The 19,577-nt window shown below is 57.4% G+C and carries 19 protein-coding genes and 1 pseudogene; 6 read left to right on the plus strand and 14 right to left on the minus strand.

Going from position 1 to position 19,577, the window contains the following annotated elements:
* Nucleotides 1-292: 292 nt before the first annotated feature.
* The 6 genes and pseudogenes from ACR0DO_RS18970 to ACR0DO_RS18995 form a co-directional block, all read right to left on the minus strand.
* Nucleotides 293-721 carry a N,N-dimethylformamidase beta subunit family domain-containing protein gene (locus ACR0DO_RS18970; protein ID WP_480561015.1) on the minus strand — a complete coding sequence of 143 codons (429 nt, stop codon included), beginning with the start codon at nucleotides 719-721 and terminating at the stop codon, nucleotides 293-295.
* Between the two features lie 188 nt (nucleotides 722-909).
* A complete protein-coding gene (locus ACR0DO_RS18975; RefSeq protein WP_480561016.1) occupies nucleotides 910-1,170 on the minus strand; it encodes a N,N-dimethylformamidase beta subunit family domain-containing protein in 261 nt (86 codons plus the stop codon).
* A 192-nt stretch (nucleotides 1,171-1,362) separates the two neighbouring features.
* Entirely contained in the window at nucleotides 1,363-1,569 is a 207-nt protein-coding gene (locus ACR0DO_RS18980) for a TOBE domain-containing protein (protein ID WP_480561029.1), read from the minus strand.
* Nucleotides 1,549-2,031: pseudogene (locus ACR0DO_RS18985) on the minus strand (ABC transporter ATP-binding protein); the annotation flags it as partial. The pseudogene ACR0DO_RS18985 and the gene ACR0DO_RS18980, both read right to left, overlap by 21 nt.
* A 114-nt stretch (nucleotides 2,032-2,145) precedes the next feature.
* A complete protein-coding gene (gene hisD / locus ACR0DO_RS18990; protein WP_480561017.1) occupies nucleotides 2,146-3,471 on the minus strand; it encodes a histidinol dehydrogenase in 1,326 nt (441 codons plus the stop codon).
* 70 nt (nucleotides 3,472-3,541) lie between these two features.
* The gene (locus tag ACR0DO_RS18995) at nucleotides 3,542-5,002 is read right to left on the minus strand and encodes a Na+/H+ antiporter family protein (protein ID WP_480561018.1); all 1,461 of its coding nucleotides are present in this window, start codon (nucleotides 5,000-5,002) and stop codon (nucleotides 3,542-3,544) included.
* Between the two features lie 150 nt (nucleotides 5,003-5,152).
* On the opposite strand from ACR0DO_RS18995, the gene ACR0DO_RS19000 reads away from it, so the two are divergent.
* Nucleotides 5,153-5,962: a helix-turn-helix transcriptional regulator gene (locus ACR0DO_RS19000; protein WP_480561019.1), complete on the plus strand. Its 810-nt coding sequence runs from the start codon at nucleotides 5,153-5,155 to the stop codon at nucleotides 5,960-5,962.
* Nucleotides 5,963-6,018: 56 nt separating this feature from the next.
* Here ACR0DO_RS19000 and hutU read toward each other — a convergent pair whose 3' ends face one another.
* From hutU to hutI, 4 genes are read right to left on the minus strand one after another with little or no spacing between them, the layout of a single operon-like run.
* Nucleotides 6,019-7,692: a urocanate hydratase gene (hutU, locus tag ACR0DO_RS19005; protein WP_480561020.1), complete on the minus strand. Its 1,674-nt coding sequence runs from the start codon at nucleotides 7,690-7,692 to the stop codon at nucleotides 6,019-6,021.
* Nucleotides 7,689-8,504 (minus strand): N-formylglutamate deformylase, encoded by an 816-nt coding sequence (hutG, locus tag ACR0DO_RS19010; RefSeq protein ID WP_480561021.1) that lies wholly within the window; start codon nucleotides 8,502-8,504, stop codon nucleotides 7,689-7,691. Before hutG ends, hutU begins: the two co-directional genes overlap by 4 nt.
* Nucleotides 8,504-10,039 (minus strand): histidine ammonia-lyase, encoded by a 1,536-nt coding sequence (gene hutH / locus ACR0DO_RS19015; protein WP_480561022.1) that lies wholly within the window; start codon nucleotides 10,037-10,039, stop codon nucleotides 8,504-8,506. The genes hutG and hutH overlap by 1 nt, the downstream gene beginning before the upstream one ends.
* Nucleotides 10,036-11,244, minus strand: coding sequence for an imidazolonepropionase (gene hutI / locus ACR0DO_RS19020; RefSeq protein WP_480561023.1), 1,209 nt, complete (start codon nucleotides 11,242-11,244; stop codon nucleotides 10,036-10,038). Before hutI ends, hutH begins: the two co-directional genes overlap by 4 nt.
* Nucleotides 11,245-11,326: 82 nt before the next feature.
* Here hutI and ACR0DO_RS19025 point away from each other — a divergent pair, with 82 nt between their 5' ends.
* The gene (locus ACR0DO_RS19025) at nucleotides 11,327-12,688 is read left to right on the plus strand and encodes a formimidoylglutamate deiminase (protein WP_480561024.1); all 1,362 of its coding nucleotides are present in this window, start codon (nucleotides 11,327-11,329) and stop codon (nucleotides 12,686-12,688) included.
* A gap of 3 nt (nucleotides 12,689-12,691) precedes the next feature.
* On the opposite strand, the gene ACR0DO_RS19030 is transcribed toward ACR0DO_RS19025, so the two are convergent.
* Nucleotides 12,692-13,264 carry a HutD/Ves family protein gene (locus ACR0DO_RS19030; protein ID WP_480561025.1) on the minus strand — a complete coding sequence of 191 codons (573 nt, stop codon included), beginning with the start codon at nucleotides 13,262-13,264 and terminating at the stop codon, nucleotides 12,692-12,694.
* A 52-nt stretch (nucleotides 13,265-13,316) separates the two neighbouring features.
* Between ACR0DO_RS19030 and ACR0DO_RS19035 the strand changes: the two genes are divergently transcribed.
* Together ACR0DO_RS19035 and ACR0DO_RS19040 are read left to right on the plus strand one after the other, a co-directional pair.
* The gene (locus ACR0DO_RS19035; RefSeq protein WP_480561026.1) at nucleotides 13,317-14,021 is read left to right on the plus strand and encodes a UTRA domain-containing protein; all 705 of its coding nucleotides are present in this window, start codon (nucleotides 13,317-13,319) and stop codon (nucleotides 14,019-14,021) included.
* A gap of 93 nt (nucleotides 14,022-14,114) precedes the next feature.
* On the plus strand, nucleotides 14,115-15,038 hold the full coding sequence (locus tag ACR0DO_RS19040; protein ID WP_480561027.1) for a fumarate hydratase: 924 nt from the start codon (nucleotides 14,115-14,117) through the stop codon (nucleotides 15,036-15,038).
* 31 nt (nucleotides 15,039-15,069) lie between these two features.
* Here the strand turns inward: ACR0DO_RS19040 and ACR0DO_RS19045 are convergent, their stop codons facing one another.
* From ACR0DO_RS19045 to ACR0DO_RS19055, 3 genes are all read right to left on the minus strand, one after another.
* Nucleotides 15,070-15,366 carry a CcdB family protein gene (locus ACR0DO_RS19045; protein ID WP_170675123.1) on the minus strand — a complete coding sequence of 99 codons (297 nt, stop codon included), beginning with the start codon at nucleotides 15,364-15,366 and terminating at the stop codon, nucleotides 15,070-15,072.
* Entirely contained in the window at nucleotides 15,366-15,611 is a 246-nt protein-coding gene (locus ACR0DO_RS19050; RefSeq protein ID WP_170449032.1) for a type II toxin-antitoxin system CcdA family antitoxin, read from the minus strand. Before ACR0DO_RS19050 ends, ACR0DO_RS19045 begins: the two co-directional genes overlap by 1 nt.
* A 247-nt stretch (nucleotides 15,612-15,858) precedes the next feature.
* The gene (locus tag ACR0DO_RS19055) at nucleotides 15,859-16,338 is read right to left on the minus strand and encodes an NUDIX hydrolase (protein ID WP_480561028.1); all 480 of its coding nucleotides are present in this window, start codon (nucleotides 16,336-16,338) and stop codon (nucleotides 15,859-15,861) included.
* 302 nt (nucleotides 16,339-16,640) lie between these two features.
* Between ACR0DO_RS19055 and ACR0DO_RS19060 the strand changes: the two genes are divergently transcribed.
* The gene (locus tag ACR0DO_RS19060) at nucleotides 16,641-17,378 is read left to right on the plus strand and encodes a DeoR/GlpR family DNA-binding transcription regulator (protein ID WP_170449047.1); all 738 of its coding nucleotides are present in this window, start codon (nucleotides 16,641-16,643) and stop codon (nucleotides 17,376-17,378) included.
* A 79-nt stretch (nucleotides 17,379-17,457) separates the two neighbouring features.
* Complete coding sequence (locus tag ACR0DO_RS19065) at nucleotides 17,458-19,146, plus strand: Na/Pi cotransporter family protein (RefSeq protein ID WP_170449028.1); 1,689 nt, start codon at nucleotides 17,458-17,460, stop codon at nucleotides 19,144-19,146.
* Nucleotides 19,147-19,577: the final 431 nt, after the last annotated feature.

Consider the following 19,577-nt stretch of genomic DNA (forward strand, 5'->3'; position numbering starts at 1 on the left):
AATCGTCACGGCCTACTCCTGTCATGTTCCAGTGTGCGCTACCAGAAATGCTCTCGACCTGACAGGCAGGGGCGACGTTTGTGACAGAACCGTTAGGTATCGGACGTCGTGACAGCCGCAGCGGGAGGGAAACGGTTCGACTACTATGCCGGAGAATGCTCTGAGGCTTTTTTCAGAACATTGGCTGTTATTCGACCGACGTCATTTTGAGAGTGTTGCGAGGGCAGGGCGCAACACCACGCGACCGAGCTTGCCGAGAAGATGAAGCTACCGGACGGCAAATTGCGGATGGTTATCTCGGCACATCGATGCGCGTCGCGTCATAGAAAAAGTCGTCAGGGAAGTCTTCGGACCGCGCGGGCACCTGGCAATCATTCTTGGTCCCCAGACTGGTATTTGTCGCGTCTCCAAAGCCCATCAGTGAAATGCCAGCTCCCACAAGGTGGTATTCACCCTTCCCCTGAATTCTCAGGAACCCCGATGGCCTATTGTTGATCGAGAACACGCTCTCAGAGATTTCGCCGTCACAGGTCCGCCCCGCTTCCAATGGCGAGCGCCTGAGTTCCATCAGATCGTCTTTGAACCCAACAGCGGCGGCAAAGTCGTTCCCTCCGAGATAGACAAGATTTCCACCGTTGCGCAGGAATGTACGCAAACTCGTTTCTGCGTCGACAGACAAGTTTTCCGGATGGCTGCCCGAAAAAAACGGCAGAGTACCCATTCAGCCCATCCATCCCCAAACGATCCAGATCGTGGTCGGTGATAAGGTTGAAGGCAATATCGTTGCTGTGGCAAAATCGGAGCAGGTGCCGGTCGGCCGGCAAATTGTGCGGACTGCCGCAAAGCGGATAAGCATAATCTTCGCGAAGGGTCGCTTTTGGTTTCCTGTACCAGCAGATTGAAACGCCGCTATGGTCGGTATGATAGTCGTAAAGCGACCGCAGATTGTTGTCCTTCGCAAATTGATGCGCGCGGTCTTCGCAAACCCACTCGCAGCGATGCTCGGTAAGTTGCAGTCCAGGCCAGAAAGAGCAAGTTTGCTGACTGCTGTTGCACCCGTACGAAGAAGACGAACTGTTCGGCTTCTTCACCCTGTTGCACCTCGAAGGCGTGAACCCCTGCCGGGGCGGTCTTGGGGATGTCGGCAACATAGGATGCGGGCCATGTCAACGGCGCGACATCATCATCGGGAAAATACAGCGCGTCGTAATTCCTTGGTCAGGAACGAGTAGATTAGCATCATGAAGACAGGGGCGAGGGACAGGAAAAGAAGAACCACCCATGCTGGCATCAACAGCCAGATCCTGGCCTCTTTATATGTGTCGGTTGTTGCGCTGCCGCTGCTTGTTGCACCAGCTGCCATCAGTCCACCAGAAGCCGCGCGGACCCTGCCTCCATGTTGACGAACACGTCGTTGCCCGGTTCGAAAATCCGCTTGGTGCCGCGATCCGAATTCGATGTGCGGGCCATGAATTTGGGTCCGTCATTTAGATTGATCAGCGTGGTAATATCGGTGCCAATGAAGATGTTATCGACCACGGTGCCCTTGAGGCTTTCGCTCTCGGTCAGCGCTTCTTCCTGATCATGTGTCACGGAGATAAAGGTGATGCCTGTTTCCCGCTGAAGATGCTTCAGTTCCAGTTGCATCGTCTTGCGCAGCTTCAGGTCCAACGCCGAAAGAGGCTCATCCAGCAGAAGTACCTTGGGTTGTGGCGCCAGCGCACGGGCCAGCGCCACCCTTTGTTGCGGCCTGCCGGAGAGTTGCGAGGGTTAGCGCGCATCGGATTTGGATTGCCCCCGCATCTCAAGACCAAAACCCACATTGTCGAGAATGGTCATATGCGGGAACAGAGCATAGTTCTGGAACACAGTATTGACCGGCCGCTGATTGGGCAGCAGGTTTTCGATTTCGTGGCCATAGAGAAAGATGGCCCCTTCGGTCACATCCTCGACTCCGGCGATCATCCGCAGCAAGGTGGTCTTGCCGCATTCGGATGGGCCAAGCAGCGTGAAGAACTCGTTATCCGTGATCGACTATGAGATCTTCTTGAGCGCGGTAAAGTCGCCATAGCGCTTCACCGCATCTTTTACGTCGATTGCGTATTGTAGATGTTCCAATTCTGTCCCCTCCCCAAGATGATTGTTTCAGTTCTTGTTCAGAATCTGCGTGCGCAGGTCTGAAACGGCATTGGCATGCCCATCGAAACCCTCATATTTGGCGAAACGATAGGTGTGCGGCGCGGCCTCATTAAAGCCGGCGCGCGTCACGTGGCAGACGGTGCCGCTTTTCATGAAATCATGCACACCCAGCGGCGCATGAATTTTCGCCTGCGCGCTGGTAGGCAGAATGCAGTTGGGGCCCAGACAATAATTGGCCATTGACCCGGCCGCCCAATTGCCCATCAACACCTCTGAGGCATTGCGGATATGGCTGAGATGGTTGAACGGTTCGTCGGACAGTACCTGACAATGTTCCGGCGCGTAGTCATTCACAAAATCGTAGGCCTGTTGCAGGCTATCCGCCAGAACCACGCCGCCATTCTCGCCGGACAGGACAGCAGACGAGTGCTCGACCCACCGTTCACCCATCTTCGCCCAATAATCGGGCAGAGCTTTGATTGCGCCTTCGGCAACCTCTCTGGAGTTTGTGACGAGGAAGGCGGAACTGTCGGTTCCGTGTTCGGATTCGATCAGAAGATCCAGCGCCGCAAGGCGCGGATCAACAGTCTCATCTGCAAAAACAATCGTATCGCTGGGTCCGGCGGGCAGGCGGGATGTGATCTTGTCTGCCAGCAGACGTTTGGCCGCAACCAGCCAGGGGCTGCCGGGACCTTCGATTTTCAGGCATTTCGGAACGCTTTCGGTCCCGAAGGCCGCCGCGGCCACCGCCAAGGCACCGCCCGCCTTGTATACGCGCTCGACACCGGACAGACGGGCCGCAACCAGCGTCGCGGGATCAATCTTTCCGTCCGGGCCTGCCGGGGTCAGTACAATCGGATTGGACACACCGGCAACAACCGCCGGAATGGCCCCCATCAGCGTGACCGACGGGAATGAGCCCTTGCCACGGGGTGAATAGACCGCAGCACTGCAAATCGGGCTGTGACGCTCGCCCGCGAACACGCCCGGACGCACCTCTTTCATCCACATCTCGCCGGGCAGTTGCTCTTCGTGGTAACGGCGGATGTTGTCGGCTGCATATTCCAGAGTTTCGATCAACTCGCGATCGATCTGATCAAACGCGGCATCAATATCTGCTTTCGAGGCGCCAACCTCGGTAATGTCAAAATGCGCGTTGTCGAACTTGGCTGCGTATTCAACAAGTGCCGCGTCGCCCTTGGTACGCACGTCTGCGATCAGCGGCTTCACTTTCTCGAGGCAAAATCCCAGATCACTTTCCGGGCGCGTGAGCAGCGCATCACGTTGATCACCGGTCAGTTTCGAAAGCTCGTAGAATGCAACTCGGGTCACTCTTCTTCTCCGTAATATCTGTTTGGAACGGGCGTGCGGCCGGATCACCGGCCGCACCCGGTTCGGGTTGTCACAGGTAGACAGCAGCCACCCAGGCAAACAGGACCATGCCGAAGTTTGCGTGCGAGAAGGTCGGGATAACGCTATCCTTGATATGATCGTGCTGACCGTCGGCGTTCAGACCTGCCGTTGCACCCAGAGTGATGGTCGAAGCAGGCGAACCCGCATCCCCAAGCGCCGCCGAGGCACCGAGCATCGCGATGGTTCCGATTGGCGAGAAACCCAGCGCAAGGCCTAGCGGGATGTAGATCGGAGCCAGGATCGGAACCGAGGCAAACGAGTCGCCGAAGCCGATGGTGATGAACAAACCCACAATCAGCATGATCGCGGCGCCGAAGGCTTTGTTGTCGCCAATGAATTCCGCCGCGGATTCCACCAGGGGCTCGATCTCGCCCGTCGCCGTCAGAACGCCGGCAAAGCCCGAAGCGATGGTGATGATGACCGCAATCTGGGCCATCATGCGCAGGCCTTCGGTGAACACGTTATCCTGATCACGCCAGCGGAAAATCCCTGCCGAGCTGAGGATGACGAAGCCAACCATGGCCCCAATGAACAACGAGTCGAATTGCAACTGGCAGATCAGGGCAACCGCAAGGGCGAGGATCGTCGCGCCCAGCTGGACGAGGTTGATCTGGATAGGCTGATCTTCCGGCGCAGCGTCTGCCATCTGAATGGTCTCATACTCACGCGGTTTGCGATAGGTGATGAACACCGCAACCAGCATACCGGCCAGAATGCCCATCACCGGCAGGAACATTGCCTTGGGGGCCATGTCCGGGGTTGCGGTCAAACCCAGCGGACCGCCAACTTCGTTCACGTTTGCCAGCAGGATCTCTTCCAGATAGATCGCGCCAAAACCGGTGGGCAGCAGCAGATAACTTGCACTGATGCAGCAGGCCAGAACACAGGCCACACCGCGGCGGTCCATCTTCAGCTTGTTCATGACACCCAGAAGCGGCGGGATCAGAACCGGGATAAAGGCGATGTGCACCGGAACAAGGTTTTGCGACATGAACGATGCGGCGACGAAAATCAGCAACAAGGTCCATTTCACGCCCTTGCCGGTCGCGGCTTCATCCGTGCCCATCTTGCCCGAGATCTTTCTGGCCAGCAGTTCCAAAAGTCCGCTGCGCGCAAGGGCCACGGCAAAGGCACCGATCATGATATAGGTCATGCCGACCTGAGAGCCGACGAGCAGGTTGTCGTTCATCGCGCCGATTGTATCGGTCATCGAAAGACCGGCGTGCAATCCACCCAGAATAGCAGCCGAGACCAGCGCCACGGCGACCGGGATGCGCAGCAGACACAGTGCGATCATGACGACGATCGTCAGAACCACAGCATTGATGTGATACCCGGTTGCCAACGATCCAAAATAGATCAACCCAAATACAACCAGTGCCGGCAGTACCCTTTTCTTACGGAATTCGCCTTGCCCTTCGGCATATTCGGTAAATGAGGCCTCTGTCATCGCAACTCCTCCAACTGCGTTTGATCGTCGTGGCTGTCAGCGTTCTGAAGCTTTTTCAGACTTGTGTTGGTGCCGCCTATACCACCATTATGTGCAGTTCTACGTTAACATTCTGGGAAGGCGGTGGTATATAACCCTATGGGGGTATGCATGACAGATTATTGTATAGACAAATTAGCAAAATCCATCTCTTCCGCCGGAAAACCGGAATTTTTTGAGGATTTCGTAGAATACCTGAGAACGATTCTTCCGTTCGAAAATGTCATCGTGCTGGTCTTCAATGGTGAAGCGACCCCGACGGTGGTTCTGACCAAGACCGACGGCGCAGAGGTCTTTGCGCGGCTCAAGACCGTCTACCTTGCCGCGACTTATGTGCTGGATCCGGTCTATCAATTCCATAATCAGAAAGGAGACAGGGGTGTATATTGGCTTGAAGAGATGGCCCCGGATAATTTTCTGCGAAGCCGATACTACGAATGGTATTACGGGCGCATAGGAATCCTTGATGAAATCACCATTTTTCAACCGGTGAACGAAACCACAACGGTCACAATTTCGATGGGAACCAATGCCAGGTCAGGGCGCAGGTTTACGTCAAAAGAAGAAAAAAGCCTCAAGAAAATGGCGGCTGTAATTCACGCTTTGATCGATTGCGACTGGGAGTTTCGCAAACATGTCGAAGGGCCGGGAACGTCCGCCGGGCCATTGTTTGCCAATCTTCAGGCGCTATTGGATGATCGCCACGGCATTCAGCTCAGCGGTCGCCAAGCCCAGATCGCAATCATGATCCTTCAGGGGCATTCTTCGCCCTCAATCGCACGTGACCTTGGCATCAGCCCCCAGACGGTCAAGGTCTTCCGGCGGCAGCTTTACACCAAATGTGAGATCACCTCGCAATCAGAGCTGTTTGCGATGATGCTCCCGCTGTTGGGTGAAATCTCGGCCTTCACGAGTGAATAGCCGAGATCCTTTTCGTGTACTCAATAGTGTAATCGCCGTTGGGCCCGCAGGTGTCCTTAGTTGCCCAGGATGCCCGGCAGGCGCAGGCCATTTTCGCGCGCACAGTCTTTAGCGATGTCATAGCCCGCATCCGCGTGGCGCCAGACACCCGAGGCCGGATCGTTCCACAGGACGCGTTCAAGGCGCTTGGCGGCGTCATCGGTGCCATCGGCACAGATCACCACGCCCGAGTGCTGCGAGAAGCCCATGCCGACACCGCCGCCATGGTGCAGCGAGACCCAGGTCGCGCCCGAGGCGGTGTTGACCAGCGCGTTCAGCAGCGGCCAGTCGGATACGGCGTCCGAGCCATCCATCATCGCTTCGGTCTCGCGGTTGGGCGAGGCGACCGAGCCGCTGTCCAGATGGTCGCGACCGATCACGACAGGGGCTTTCAGTTCGCCGTTCTTGACCATCTCGTTAAACGCCAGCCCCAGACGGTGACGATCACCCAGACCAACCCAGCAAATCCGTGCGGGCAGGCCCTGGAATTCGATCCGTTCGCGCGCCATGTCCAGCCAGTTGTGCAGGTGCTTGTTGTCGGGCAGCAGTTCTTTGACCTTCTGGTCAGTCTTGTAGATGTCTTCGGGGTCGCCCGACAGGGCCGCCCAGCGGAACGGGCCGACGCCGCGGCAGAACAGCGGGCGGATATAGGCGGGAACGAAACCGGGGAAGGCAAACGCGTTTTCCAGACCTTCTTCCAGCGCCATCTGGCGGATGTTGTTGCCGTAATCGACGGTTGGCACACCATCATTGTGGAAGGCGACCATCGCCTCGACCTGCACCTTCATCGAAGCACGAGCGGCTTTCTCCACCTCTTTCGGGGCGGTTTCGGCCTTGGCGCGCCATTCGGCAACGGTCCAGCCCTGCGGCAGGTAGCCGTTGACCGGGTCGTGGGCCGAGGTCTGGTCGGTGACGATGTCGGGCTTGATGCCGCGCTTATAGATTTCAGGGAAGATGTCGGCAGCGTTGCCGATCAGCGCCACGGATTTCGCCTCGCCCGCCTTGGTCCAGCGATCGATCATCTCAAGCGCTTCGTCCAGCGAATGGGTCTTTTCGTCGACATAACGGGTGCGCAGGCGGAAATCGGCGGATTTCTCGTCACATTCCACCGCCAGACAGCAGGCCCCGGCCATCACACCGGCCAGAGGCTGGGCGCCGCCCATGCCGCCCAGGCCACCGGTCAGAATCCAGCGGCCTTTCAGGTCGCCGCCATAGTGCTGACGCCCGGCCTCCATGAAGGTCTCATAGGTGCCCTGAACGATCCCCTGCGACCCGATATAGATCCACGACCCGGCGGTCATCTGGCCGTACATGGCCAGGCCCTTTTTATCCAACTCGTTGAAGTGATCCCAGTTGGCCCAATGCGGCACCAGGTTCGAATTGGCGATCAGCACCCGCGGCGCGTCCTTGTGGGTCTTCACAATGGCAACTGGCTTGCCGGACTGCACCACCAGCGTTTCGTCCTCTTCCAGATCCTTCAGGCTGTCGACGATCAGGTCGAAGTCCTTCCAGGTCCGGGCGGCGCGACCGATGCCGCCATAGACAACCAGTTCATGCGGGTTCTCGGCCACATCCGGATGCAAGTTGTTCATCAGCATCCGCAGGGGCGCTTCGGTCAGCCAGCTTTTCGCGTTCAGTTCCGTGCCGGTCGGCGGATACACGTCGCGGGTGTTCTTGCGGGGGTCGCTCATTGTTCACTCCCTTGATTTAATATGGTGCCCGAGCGGGCAAGGTTGTCGAGCTTTTCAAGCATCTTCTGCAGATGCGGTCGGGCCGATGCGGCCCGGTTGTCATCCCATTTCCAAGGCGGGGTTTCGTGCATATAGGCCCGTTGCGCGGTTTCCATCTGGATGGCATGGATACCGGTTTCGGGTTGGCCATAGTGGCGCGTGGTCCATCCGCCTTTGAAGCGCCCGTTCAGCACCGCGCCCATGCCTGACGCCCGCGTAACGGCATCCACAGCCGCTTCGATTTCGGGGGCGCAGGTCGTGCCCAGATTGGTGCCGGTGTTCCAGATCGGCAATTCGCCTTCGAACAGGAACGGGATATTGGATCGGATCGAATGGCAGTCGAACAGGATCGCCACCCCGTGCTTTGACCGCACCCGTTCCAACTCTGCCCGCAGGGCATCGTGATAGGGTGCGTGATACGCGTCGCGACGGGCCAATATCTCGTCTTCTGACGGCTCTTGCCCTTCCTGCCAGATAGCCTGCCCATCGAAATCGGTCAGCGGCACCAGCGTCGTGGTGTTTTGTCCCGGATAGAGCGATACGCCGGACGGATCGCGGTTGGCGTCGATCACATAGCGATGCACATTGGATTTCACCACCGTCGCGCCGGGCAGCAACCCGTCATAGAGCCGGGTGATATGCCAATCCGTATCCGCCAGACCGGCCCCGTTCGCGTTCAGCCGCGCCGCAATGGCATCCGGGACATGGGTCCCGCCATGTGGCTGGCCCAGCACGATAGGGCAGTCGCCGCGTATGACGTCGAAGACCTGCATCATGCAAGCTCCGGCATTTCGGCGTTTACCACATCAAGCAGGGCACCCGACTCTACCAGTTCTTTGGCTGCCTTCAGATCGGGCGCCATATAGCGGTCTTCCTGTAAGCTGGAGACATCCTTGCGCAGGCGGGCAATCGCCTTTTGCAGCAGCGGGCTGGTTTGCAGCGGGGCGCGGAACTCGACACCGCGCGCTGAACACAGCAGTTCGACCCCGAGGATGCTGTTGAGGTTCTCGACCATGCGGGTCAGACGCCGCGCGCCATGGGCGGCCATGGAAACATGATCCTCCTGATTGGCCGAAGTGGGCGTGCTGTCGGTGACGCAGGGGTTGGCCAGATGCTTGTTCTCGCTCATCAGCGCAGCCGTCGTCACCTCGGCGATCATCAAGCCCGAGTTCAGACCCGGCGCAGGCGTCAGGAACGGCGGCAGGTCGAAGCTGAGCGTCGGATCGACCATCAATGCAATGCGCCGCTGGCTGATTGCGCCGATTTCCGACAGGGCCAGCGCAATCATATCAGCGGCAAAACCCACCGGTTCGGCGTGGAAGTTGCCGCCTGACACGATCAGATTTGAATCGGTCAGAACAAGCGGATTATCCGTCGCGGCATTTGCTTCGGTCAGCAATGTCTGTGCGGCCTGGCGCAGCACGTCCATCGCGGCACCGGTCACCTGCGGCTGACAGCGGATGCAATAGGGGTCCTGCACCCGCGAGTCGTCGTCCCGATGGCTTTCACGAATCTCGGATTGTGCCAGAATCGCGCGCATGGCGCTTGCCGCTTCGATCTGCCCACGATGTCCGCGCAGGGTATGAATTTCAGGCTGCAGCGGCGCGGTGGATCCCATGATGGCGTCTGTCGACAGGGCCGAGATCACCAGCGCGTTGCGCGCCGCGCGCCAGACTTCGAACAGACCGGCCAGCGCATATGCGGTCGAGAACTGTGTGCCGTTGATGAAGGCCAGACCTTCTTTCGGACCCAACTCGATCGGCTTCAGACCTGCCTTTGCCAGCGCCTCGGCACCGGGCAGAATCTCGCCTTCGTATTCGGCCTCACCTTCGCCGATCACAACTGCGGTCATGTGCGACAGGGGGGCCAGGTCACCAGACGCGCCAACCGATCCTTGCGCGGGCACAACGGGCGTGACGCCTTTTTCAAGCATGTCCTGCATCAGTTCGACCAGTTCCCAACGCACGCCAGATGCGCCCCGGCCAAAACTGAGTAGTTTCAACGACATCATAAGCCGGACGATCCGGCGGGGCGTTGCGTCACCCACGCCGCAGCAATGGCTCAGGATCAGGTTCCGTTGCAGGGTTGCAGTATCTGCGGCCTCGATCTTCAGGCTGGCCAGTTTGCCAAAGCCGGTATTCACGCCATAGACCGGCACGTCGCCGGCTGCCGCAGCTGCAATGCGGCCCGCGGCCTCTTCAACCGCCGGGCGGCAGGCCGCATCCAGCTTTGCCGAAGCCTCGTTCCAGTAGATGTTTTCAAGCTGCGGCAGTTTGGTCTGCCCAGGAACCAGAGTGAGAATAGTCACGCGTGTCCTCCAAAGATGCGTTTGTAGAGCGGGTTGAACCCGATGCGATAAGAAAGCTCGGCTGGACGTTCGATGTCCCAGATCGCCAAATCTGCCCGCTGGCCCGCTGCGATCACGCCGCGATCAGTCAGGCCCAGGGCGCGGGCGGCATTGCGCGTGACGCCCGTCAGCGTTTCCTCGGGCGTCAGGCGGAAAAGGGTGCAGCCCATATTCATGGTCAAAAGCAAAGAGGTCAGAGGTGAGGACCCGGGATTGCAATCGCTCGCAAGCGCCATCGCCACCCCGTGGGCGCGCAGCAGGTCAACCGGCGGCTGCTGAGTTTCCCGCAGCGTGTAGAATGCGCCGGGCAGGATGACTCCAGTGGTGCCCGCCTGCGCCATGGCAACAACGCCATCCTCATCCAGATATTCGATGTGATCGGCCGACAACGCTCCGTACGAAGCCGCCAGCTTGGCCCCGCCCAGATTGGACAACTGTTCCGCATGAAGCTTGACCGGCAGATCCAGTGCCCTGGCGACATCAAAGACCCGGGCAATCTGCGCAGGCTGAAAGGCGATGCCTTCACAGAACCCGTCAACGACATCAACCAGACCTTCTTCGTGGGCCGCGTGCAGCGTCGGGATGACCACCTCATCGATATAGGCGTCATCGCGGTCTTTGTATTCCGGCGGGGTGGCGTGGGCACCAAGATAGCTGGTGTGCACCGTCACGGGGCGGCGGTTGGCGATCTCGCGCGCAGCGCGCAGCATGTTCAACTCGGTGTCCCGTTCAAGCCCATAGCCGGACTTGATCTCGATGGTGGTCAAACCTTCGGCGATCAGCGCATCGACACGGGGCAGGGCGCCTTCGATCAACTGCTCGAGACTGGCCTGCCGCGTGGCGCGCACCGTCGAGTTGATGCCTCCGCCAGCCCGCGCGATTTCTTCGTAGCCAGCCCCGTTCAGGCGCATCTCGAATTCCTGGGCGCGATCGCCGCCAAAAACAACATGCGTGTGGCAGTCGATCAGACCAGGCGTCACCAGGCGTCCGCCCAAATCCTCGGAATCGAGGTGCGCGTAGTCCTGCGGAAGATCACTTGCAGACCCGACCCATTCGATCTGTGCGCCGGACAATACAATGGCCCCATCTTCGATCAGCCCATAGGGCGCCTGTTGGTTGGCGAGCGTTGCAATTTTTGCGTTACGGAGAACCGATTTCACAGCCATGAGATTTTTTCCGAAGTTGCATATGCTGATAGTTTGGTATAGTCGTTATTATTAAATGTCTACACAAAAGTTGAAGGCCAAAATGAAGATCTACGCTAACCAGGTGCTTTCAGGGCAAAATTGGCTGAAGAACTGCTGTGTTACTTCGGTTGATGGGCGCATAACCGGGATCGAAGAGGGGGCCTCGGCCGATCAGGCCGACTGTTCCGTCGATGTCCTGCTGCCGTCGCTTGCGAATCTGCATAGCCATACTTTCCAGCGGGCGATGGCGGGCATGACGGAGTTTCGCGCCGCCGGGAAAGAGAGTTTCTGGACCTGGCGCGAACTGATGTACCGCTTTCTGGATCACCTCACGCCCGCGCAGTTCGAGGCCATCGCCGCAATGGTTTTCATGGAGATGCAGGAGGCCGGATATGCTTCCGTGGGCGAGTTCCACTATGTCCACCATCAGCCCGGCGGTGAAACCTACGTCAATCTGTCAGAACTCAGCGATCGCGTCTTTGCTGCCGCGCAGCAGACCGGGATCGGCCTAACCCATCTGCCTGTTCTCTACACCTATGGCGGCGTGAACCAAGAGCCGTTGGCGGGCGGTCAGTTGCGGTTCTCCAACGATGTGGATCGGTTCCTGTCGCTGGTCGAGGCCTGCAAAGGAAACCTCTCCGCGCTTCCCGCCGACGCGCAGGTCGGCATAGCCCCCCATTCGCTGCGCGCCACATCGCCCGCTGATCTGGCGCGCGTGCTTCAGGCGACGCCGCAAGGGCCAGTTCACATCCATATCTCGGAACAGCTCAGGGAAGTTGCCGATGTCGAGGCCAAGCTGGGCCAACGTCCGGTGGCGTGGCTGCTGGACAATGTGGATGTCGATAACCGCTGGTGTCTGATCCATGCCACCCACATGACCGAGGCTGAAACCGTCGCCATGGCCAAAAGCGGCGCCGTTGCCGGTCTGTGTCCGATCACCGAAGCCAATCTGGGTGACGGACCGTTCAATGGCCCGGCTTATCTAACGCATAACGGGGCATTCGGGCTTGGATCGGATTCGAACGTCCGCATCTCGCTGACCGAGGAGCTGCGTACATTGGAGTATTCCCAGCGCCTGCGCGACATGGCCCGAAACGTTCTTGTCGTAGAAGAGGGGTCGGTCGGGCAAACCCTCTATACCGGCGCGGCACAAGGGGGCGCGCAGGCGGTTGGCCGGGACGCGGGAATCATCGAAGTCGGCAAACTGGCCGATCTTGTTGCCATCGACCGCACCCATCCCGCACTTTGCGCACTCAACGACGATCAGATCCTAGATGGGCTTTGTTTCGTGGCCTCGGATGATGTTGTTACTGATACCTGGTCCGCCGGACGTCACGTTGTTCAGAACGGCCGCCACCGCGAACACGATGCAATCGTCGCCCGCTATAAAACAGCGATCTCTGACCTGCTTGACTCCGTATGAGGATCAGTGGTGCGCCAGAGTAACAACGGCGCACCGTCCGTCCCCAGCCGATCTTAGCCTTGGAACGAGGCGCTCGCAGACGGCGGTATCCTGCGTCTCTAGCGCCACGGTGTCATCGCACATGATCTGACCCTCCAACACATGCACGATCGTGGTGCCGTCTGACGGGCCTGCAATATGCGGGATTTCCGAGGCGTCCAGAATTCGGACCTCGGCTGTGACCAGATCGGGATCGAAAATCAGATTGAAGTTTTCAATGGGCGTGCTGCGACACCGCCCAGTGATCTTTTCGCCGCTGGGGAACCTGACGGGGACAAAAGGGCGTGCCTCATACTCACGTTCAACGCCAAGCAAGCGCATCCCGTCGCCTCTGACCACGGTCAGGATACGCTCGAGCCCGTCAAAATTCGAGAACGGTCCGTCACCCGCGACCATGGCGAGACTCAGCCGCCATGCCAGCGCACCCTGAACAGAGTGGCTAGCGATTTCCCGCGTCGTGCCGCGTCCGTTCTTCCACGGTTTGAGGTCATAGTCGCGCCACCGGATAATCTGCATATCGGACTTCACTCTTGCCATTTTATGTATATATTTAACATGAATAAGTCCAATTTAAAGGTTGGGAAGCACCATGGCAGGACCTCAAGATAACATGAGCTTTCGGGACATCAAACAAGTGGTCCTGGAACGCATTCAAACCGGTGTCTGGAGTCCGGATTCCATACTTCCCAGCGAAACGGATCTGGCTTCCGAATTTTCAAGCACAAGAACCACTGTCAACAGAGCCTTACGCGAACTTGCCGAAGAGGGCTATCTGGAACGAAAGCGCAAGGCTGGCACGCGGGTTCTGAAATCGCCGATCAGAAAAGCGCAATTCTCGATCCCGCTGGTCCGCGATGAAATCACCGCAAGCGGGTCAGCTTACCGATACTCTCTGGTCGACAGGCAAGTTCAGACCGCACCGTCCTGGCTTGCCGCACGTCTGGACCTTAAGAGGGATCAGGACGTTCTGCATTTGCGCTGCATGCATTTCGCAGACAACGCACCGTTTCAGTTCGAGGTCAGGTGGATCGTCATAGACGTTGTTCCTGACGTTCTGAACGAAACGTTCGAACAGGCCGGACCCAATGACTGGCTGGTTCAACATGTCCCATTTACCAACCTCGAGCTCAGCTTCATCGCAACCAGAGCCGAGAGCGACGTCGCAGAATTTCTGGACGCAGCGACCGGAGATCCGATCTTTACCGCCGAACGGACAACATGGTTGCGCGGTGCGCCCGTCACATATGCGAAACTGCATTTCACCCCTGGGTATAGGATGACAACACACCTCTGAGCAGACGTTGGTATTTTGGCCGGGAAAACCGGCGGGTTTTTCAGGGCTCAACTTACTGAATCTTCAACGTAATTCTCCAATCAGGTGGCCGAAATGACATTCCCAAGCCTCTTTCAATTGCTAGGGAACGATACTGAATTCGTTCACATCGGATCCGATGGTCTGTCGACCCGCAGAATTGACGGTATCGAGTTTCTTGAAGTTGACGTGCACGCCGTTGAAGAGCTGACGCGACGGGCCTTTTCCGACGTTTCGCACCTTTTGCGCCCGGCACATCTGCAGCAGTTGAGTGAGATACTGAGGGACGACGAGGCCACGCTAAACGACAAGTTTGTTGCTTTGGAACTTCTCAAGAACGCGTCAATTGCAGCCGAGAAGGAATTTCCCAGTTGTCAGGACACCGGGACCGCTATCGTCAACGGCAAGAAGGGCGATCAGGTCCTGTTGAAGGGGGATTTATACCAAAGCCTCTGCCAGGGCATCAGCGACACTTGGCAAACGCAAAACCTGCGATTTTCGCAGATGGCTCCTCTGAATATGTATGACGAGCAGAACACAGGCACCAACCTTCCCGCACAGATCGATGTCGCTGCTGTTCCGGGGCAATGTCTGGAATTCCTGTTCATGGCCAAAGGTGGGGGCTCTGCCAACAAGACCTTTCTGTTTCAGGAGACACGGCGCCTGTTGGAGCGTGAACGATTGCTTGCGTTTCTGGATGAAAAGATCCGGACTTTGGGTACCACAGCCTGTCCGCCACACCACCTTGCCATCGTGATTGGCGGATTGAGTGCCGAGCAAACGTTGAAGACGGTCAAGCTTGCATCCGCCAAAGAACTGGATGATCTGCCCCGAACCGGGGATGAAACCGGGCGCGCATTTCGCGATGTTGACCTGGAACAAGATGTCCTGGCCCTTATCTTTTGGCCGTGTCTGATCGCCGCTGCTTTGATGTGCAGGCATCACTCGGAAAACGTGTGTTCCAGTAAAAATAAGCCTGTGCTTTGCGCGATACCCTGACCATGAATTCGACAGCCGAATTCTCAGGAATTCAGAAACCGGAGAACACCATGTCGAGAGCGCGGCGTATTTCGTAGTCGAATTCGGTCAGGTCCGCCACCGGAGGGCCCTTCAGCATCCCAGAGGGAATGGCGGCCATCTCTGCAGTGTGCAGAACATGGGGCACACCAGCGATTGCAAACTCGGGTTCAATCCGACCAATCGGAGAGGGTCCACGTGATTTTGGAAACAGCGGTGCGACAACGCGGCTTCCTGTGTCTATGAGATCAGTTTGAAGATCGAGAACGAGCCGATCTCTGGCAAGCAGATAAACCTGGAACTGGGCCATCAGTTGGTTCGGAGAGCTTGAATATCGGCAAGAGGCGTTCCGTTTTCCTCAATCCATTTTTGTCTTTCAGCAATGGCCTTGGCATTTTCCTTGGCCCAAAGCTCGGCCTCGGCTTTTGCAACAGCGTCAGCCAAGGCCGCATCACTGATGGCCGAGACATTGAGCCCGAGTTGGCGTGCTTTTTCCAGATTGCCAGACGTCAGTGTGACATTGGTACGTTGTTTCTCTTGTGCATTTCGGGGCATGAGGGGGCTCCTGTACCGTGTGTATATACTTACACACTCTTTATGCATGCAACAAGCGCCGAGGACGGCTTCGGTCGCCAAAGAGTCCCGGGAAATACCTTAATAGGGTGGCAGGAGCGAACACAGGCAGAAATACTGTGGTACTGGCTATTAAGGCTACCGATCCAATCGCCCAAATCTTGTGGCCATCCACCTCCACTGCGTCGGACGCTCGTTGGTCGGGCTGCGTCAAGCCAGGTCTTTTGGTTCAGTTCGAGGCATCTTGTGCGGCGCGTCTAAGGCTTTCTATCACGGTCACTGTTTTTGGATCCTTCGACAAACTCTTTAACAGGTGCGACAAGTCCTTTTCATCAACAAGCTCTGCTGCTTTGTTGGGCGAAAACCAGCGGCGTGTTCTTTCGTTCTTTTCCTTCCAGCGCCTTTTCAGTTTTTGAACGGCCATGGGATAAAGGGTGACGCGACAGGGAACGCTATCTTTTCCCTCATAGTGCTTATCATAGCAGTATTGGCCGATGGGATGTTTCGAAACAATACCAACCGCGCCTGCTTCCTCCAATGCCTCGATTTCCGCCGCACGCTGCTGCGTCTTGCCTTCCATCAACCACCCTTTTGGGGCAACCCAACGCCCTGTATCACGCGACGTGATCAACAGAACGCGAAGCTTGCCGGCCTTGTCCCACTGCATAGGAAGTGCCGCAATCTGGTATGCTATTTCAGTATCGTACATGGTGCCTCATTCTCGCTACGGAGTCCTGCCCAACTCCTGAACACGGTTTCCCCATGATCCCCTTTGCTGACTTGACCGGCGCAAAGAGTGCGCCGAACGGCGTAAAACAACAGGTACCTCTGGAGTTTTGCCTCAACTTCCAACGCCTGTTGTGAAGAATAATCCTCAAAAATGCGGAAAAATACAGACCAAAACAACATTAGTGTGGATTTTTGTGGGAATTGATGCGATTGCTACACCAACTAACCAAGTGTGGGAATATGTCAGAGCAGTATTCACTTTCTCCGCGCGAGTTGCAGGTCATGGAGGCTTTGCGACAGTTGGGCGGGTATGCTCGAAACATAGAAATGGCAGAAGTTCTGAGTGTTTCGGACGAGACGATCCGGCGCACGATCAAATCTCTGTCAAAGCTGGGAATAGTGGAACGCAACCACGGTGTTGTTCGTTTGTTGGATGCGCAGGCAGAGATCGGTTTTTTCCAACGTCTGGGTGAGTTCACAAAGGAAAAAAAGAAGATCGCGCAAACGGTTGCGACATTGGTGCAGGACGGGACGACACTGTTTCTGGATGTCGGAAGCACAACAGCTTTTGTCGCCGAAGCGCTGCGGGTCAAAAAGAACCTTACAGTCATTACCAACTCGACCAATGTGGCGCACAAGCTTCTGGAGCATAACGACAATCGCGTTTTCCTGCTGGGCGGCGAGGTGCGCAAAGATGAAATGGGTTCGTTTGGGTTCATTGCCGCGGAACAGGCAAGGCAGCACATTTACGACATGGTTATACTCAGCCCTGATGCTCTGGACCCGAAATTCGGGTTTTTGTACCAAAGCTTGGTCGAGGCGGAATTGGCTTCCGTTGTAGTCGAGCGCGCACGGCAAACCACGGTGGCGATGGTGCATCAGAAATTCGAAACGTCTGGATCGCACCAGAGTTTTGAGCCGCAAGTGGTCGATCAACTTGTCACAGACATCCTTCCCGGAAGAAAGCTGGCTGCCAAGCTTGCGCGTTGGCACATCAATACTCTGACGGTCTCTCAATGAGAAAGCGTTCTTAATATACACGTCCGGCTGCGACCGCTTTCCGCGATGATCGAGCCGAAACAAAGAGGCATGCTATGTAATGGCAATTCTGGTATTTCTGACGCAGCTGGCTGGTGCCACAATGCTCTTGCTGTTTGCGGTCCGTATGGTCCGTACCGGCATCGAGCGCAGCTATGGCGCCTCGTTTCAGCGGGTGCTGACCCGCAACAACAGTATGGTGGGCTCAAGCCTGACGGGCATGCTGTTAGCGGTGGTGCTGCAAAGTTCGGCCGCGGTTGCGCTGCTGGCTTCGGGCTTTGCCGCCGGAGGGTATCTGGCCTTTTCCGCAGGTCTGGCGATTGTGTTGGGCGGGGATCTGGGCTCGGCGCTGGTGATCCAGATCCTGTCGTTCCGGCTGGACTGGCTGGTGCCGCTGCTGCTGGCTGTCGGCGGCTGGCTGTTCGTCAAGACTGAACGCAAGAAGCCCCGTCAGATCGGGCGTATCCTGATGGGTGTTGCCTTTATCCTGATCTCTCTGCGCTTCCTGCGTGAGGCGATGGACCCGATCCGCGACAGCGCGTTCCTGCCCGCAATTGCAGACTATCTGGTGCGCGATTACGTGACCGCCTTTCTTGTCGGCGGGGCGCTGGCCTTTGTCATGCACAGCTCGGTCGCGGCGATCCTGATGTGTGTGACGCTGGTGCAGATCGGGGCGCTGCCGTTCTCGGCGGGCCTCTCGCTGGTTCTGGGTGCCAATCTGGGCAGCGCGCTGATCCCGGTCTGGCTGACCCGCGGTATGGAGGTGCGCGCCCGGCGCATACCCTTCGCCAATCTGGCGCTGCGCGGGGTCTGGGCGGTACTGTGCCTGTTTGCCGCCAATCTGGCCCTGCGCGCCGGGGTGATGAGCGGTGATTATCAGGGTCAGATGCTGGTCAACGCTCATCTCGCCTTCAATGCCTCTCTGCTGATCCTGTCGCTGCCCTTCTGCGGTATGCTTCAAGCCCCGTTCGAGCGCCTGTTCCCGGATGCCAAACCGGTGGCCGAGGCCGATCCGCTGGCCCGACCGGTCAGCGCGCTGGATCCTGCGATGGCGGACACTCCGGCGCTTGCGGTTTCGGCGTTGAAGCGAGAGCTTCTGCGGATGGCAGACCTTGTGCAGATGATGTTCAGCCCTCTGCTGGGCCTTTACCGGTCCGGGGATGATGAGCAGATCAAGGCGGTTCAGGCCATTGATCTGGACGTCAACCAGTGTCTGACTGATATCCGGGCCTTTGTTGCGGCGCTGCCGGCCGAAAAAATGGATTCCAAAAGCTCGGACGAGGCTCGCGACGTGCTGGAATATGCGGTTAGGCTTGAAACTGCGGGCGATGTCGTGGCCAAGCGGTTGACCGTGCTGGCGATTGAGCTTCGTGAGACCGGCAAGCAGTTCTCGCCCGAGGGCTGGTCCGAAGTGCAGGAGATGCACGAGAAAATTCTGGCCAATCTGAAGCTGGCGGCCAATGTGATCATTTCAGAAGATTTGGAAAGCGCCCGCCTGCTGAACCTGGAAAAGACCGAGATCAAACGTGCCGAACGTGACAGTCGCAAACGCCATTTCCGTCGCCTGCAAAACGGCATGATCGACAGTTTCGAAACCAGCGATGTTCATCTTGAAACCTTGCGCGCTCTGCGCGAATTCAACAGCCACATCGCCGCCATTTCCACTCCGATTCTGTATTCGAACGGGCAACTGCTGGAAACGCGATTGATCGAAGACCTGCCGCATCGCGAACGCGAAGCAGAGGCCTGATCGGGCCCGGCGTTTCGCCGGGTCGCCGACGGGCATATCATTCAGGATGAGGTGCGCGCCGTGCCTGCAATTCCGCCCCAACGGAGCGGAAGGCTTCGTGGTGTCAACCTGTTGCGGCAGGATTTTTTTCAATCAACCCGGGCATGCGGGATAGGCCGCCGCAAAGGGCGTTGTCGGAATCGCTTCAAATCACAGTATTTTCTACGAATTTGCGAAGGATAAGTTTTATTTATGATATAGTAGATATTATCGATTTTTCTTGGTTCAGCATTCTGTCAAATTACTGTCATCAAAAACCAATAACTGAAGCGCCGCACCAGAATGGCGTAATCGTCATAATCAACCCAACAGAGGAAATCATGGAACACACGACTTGTAAGTTTGCAGCAATAGTGGTGGGGGCGTTGCTTGCGTCGTCTGCTGCGGCCGAA

This window comes from Ruegeria sp. AM9 (assembly GCF_056540565.1).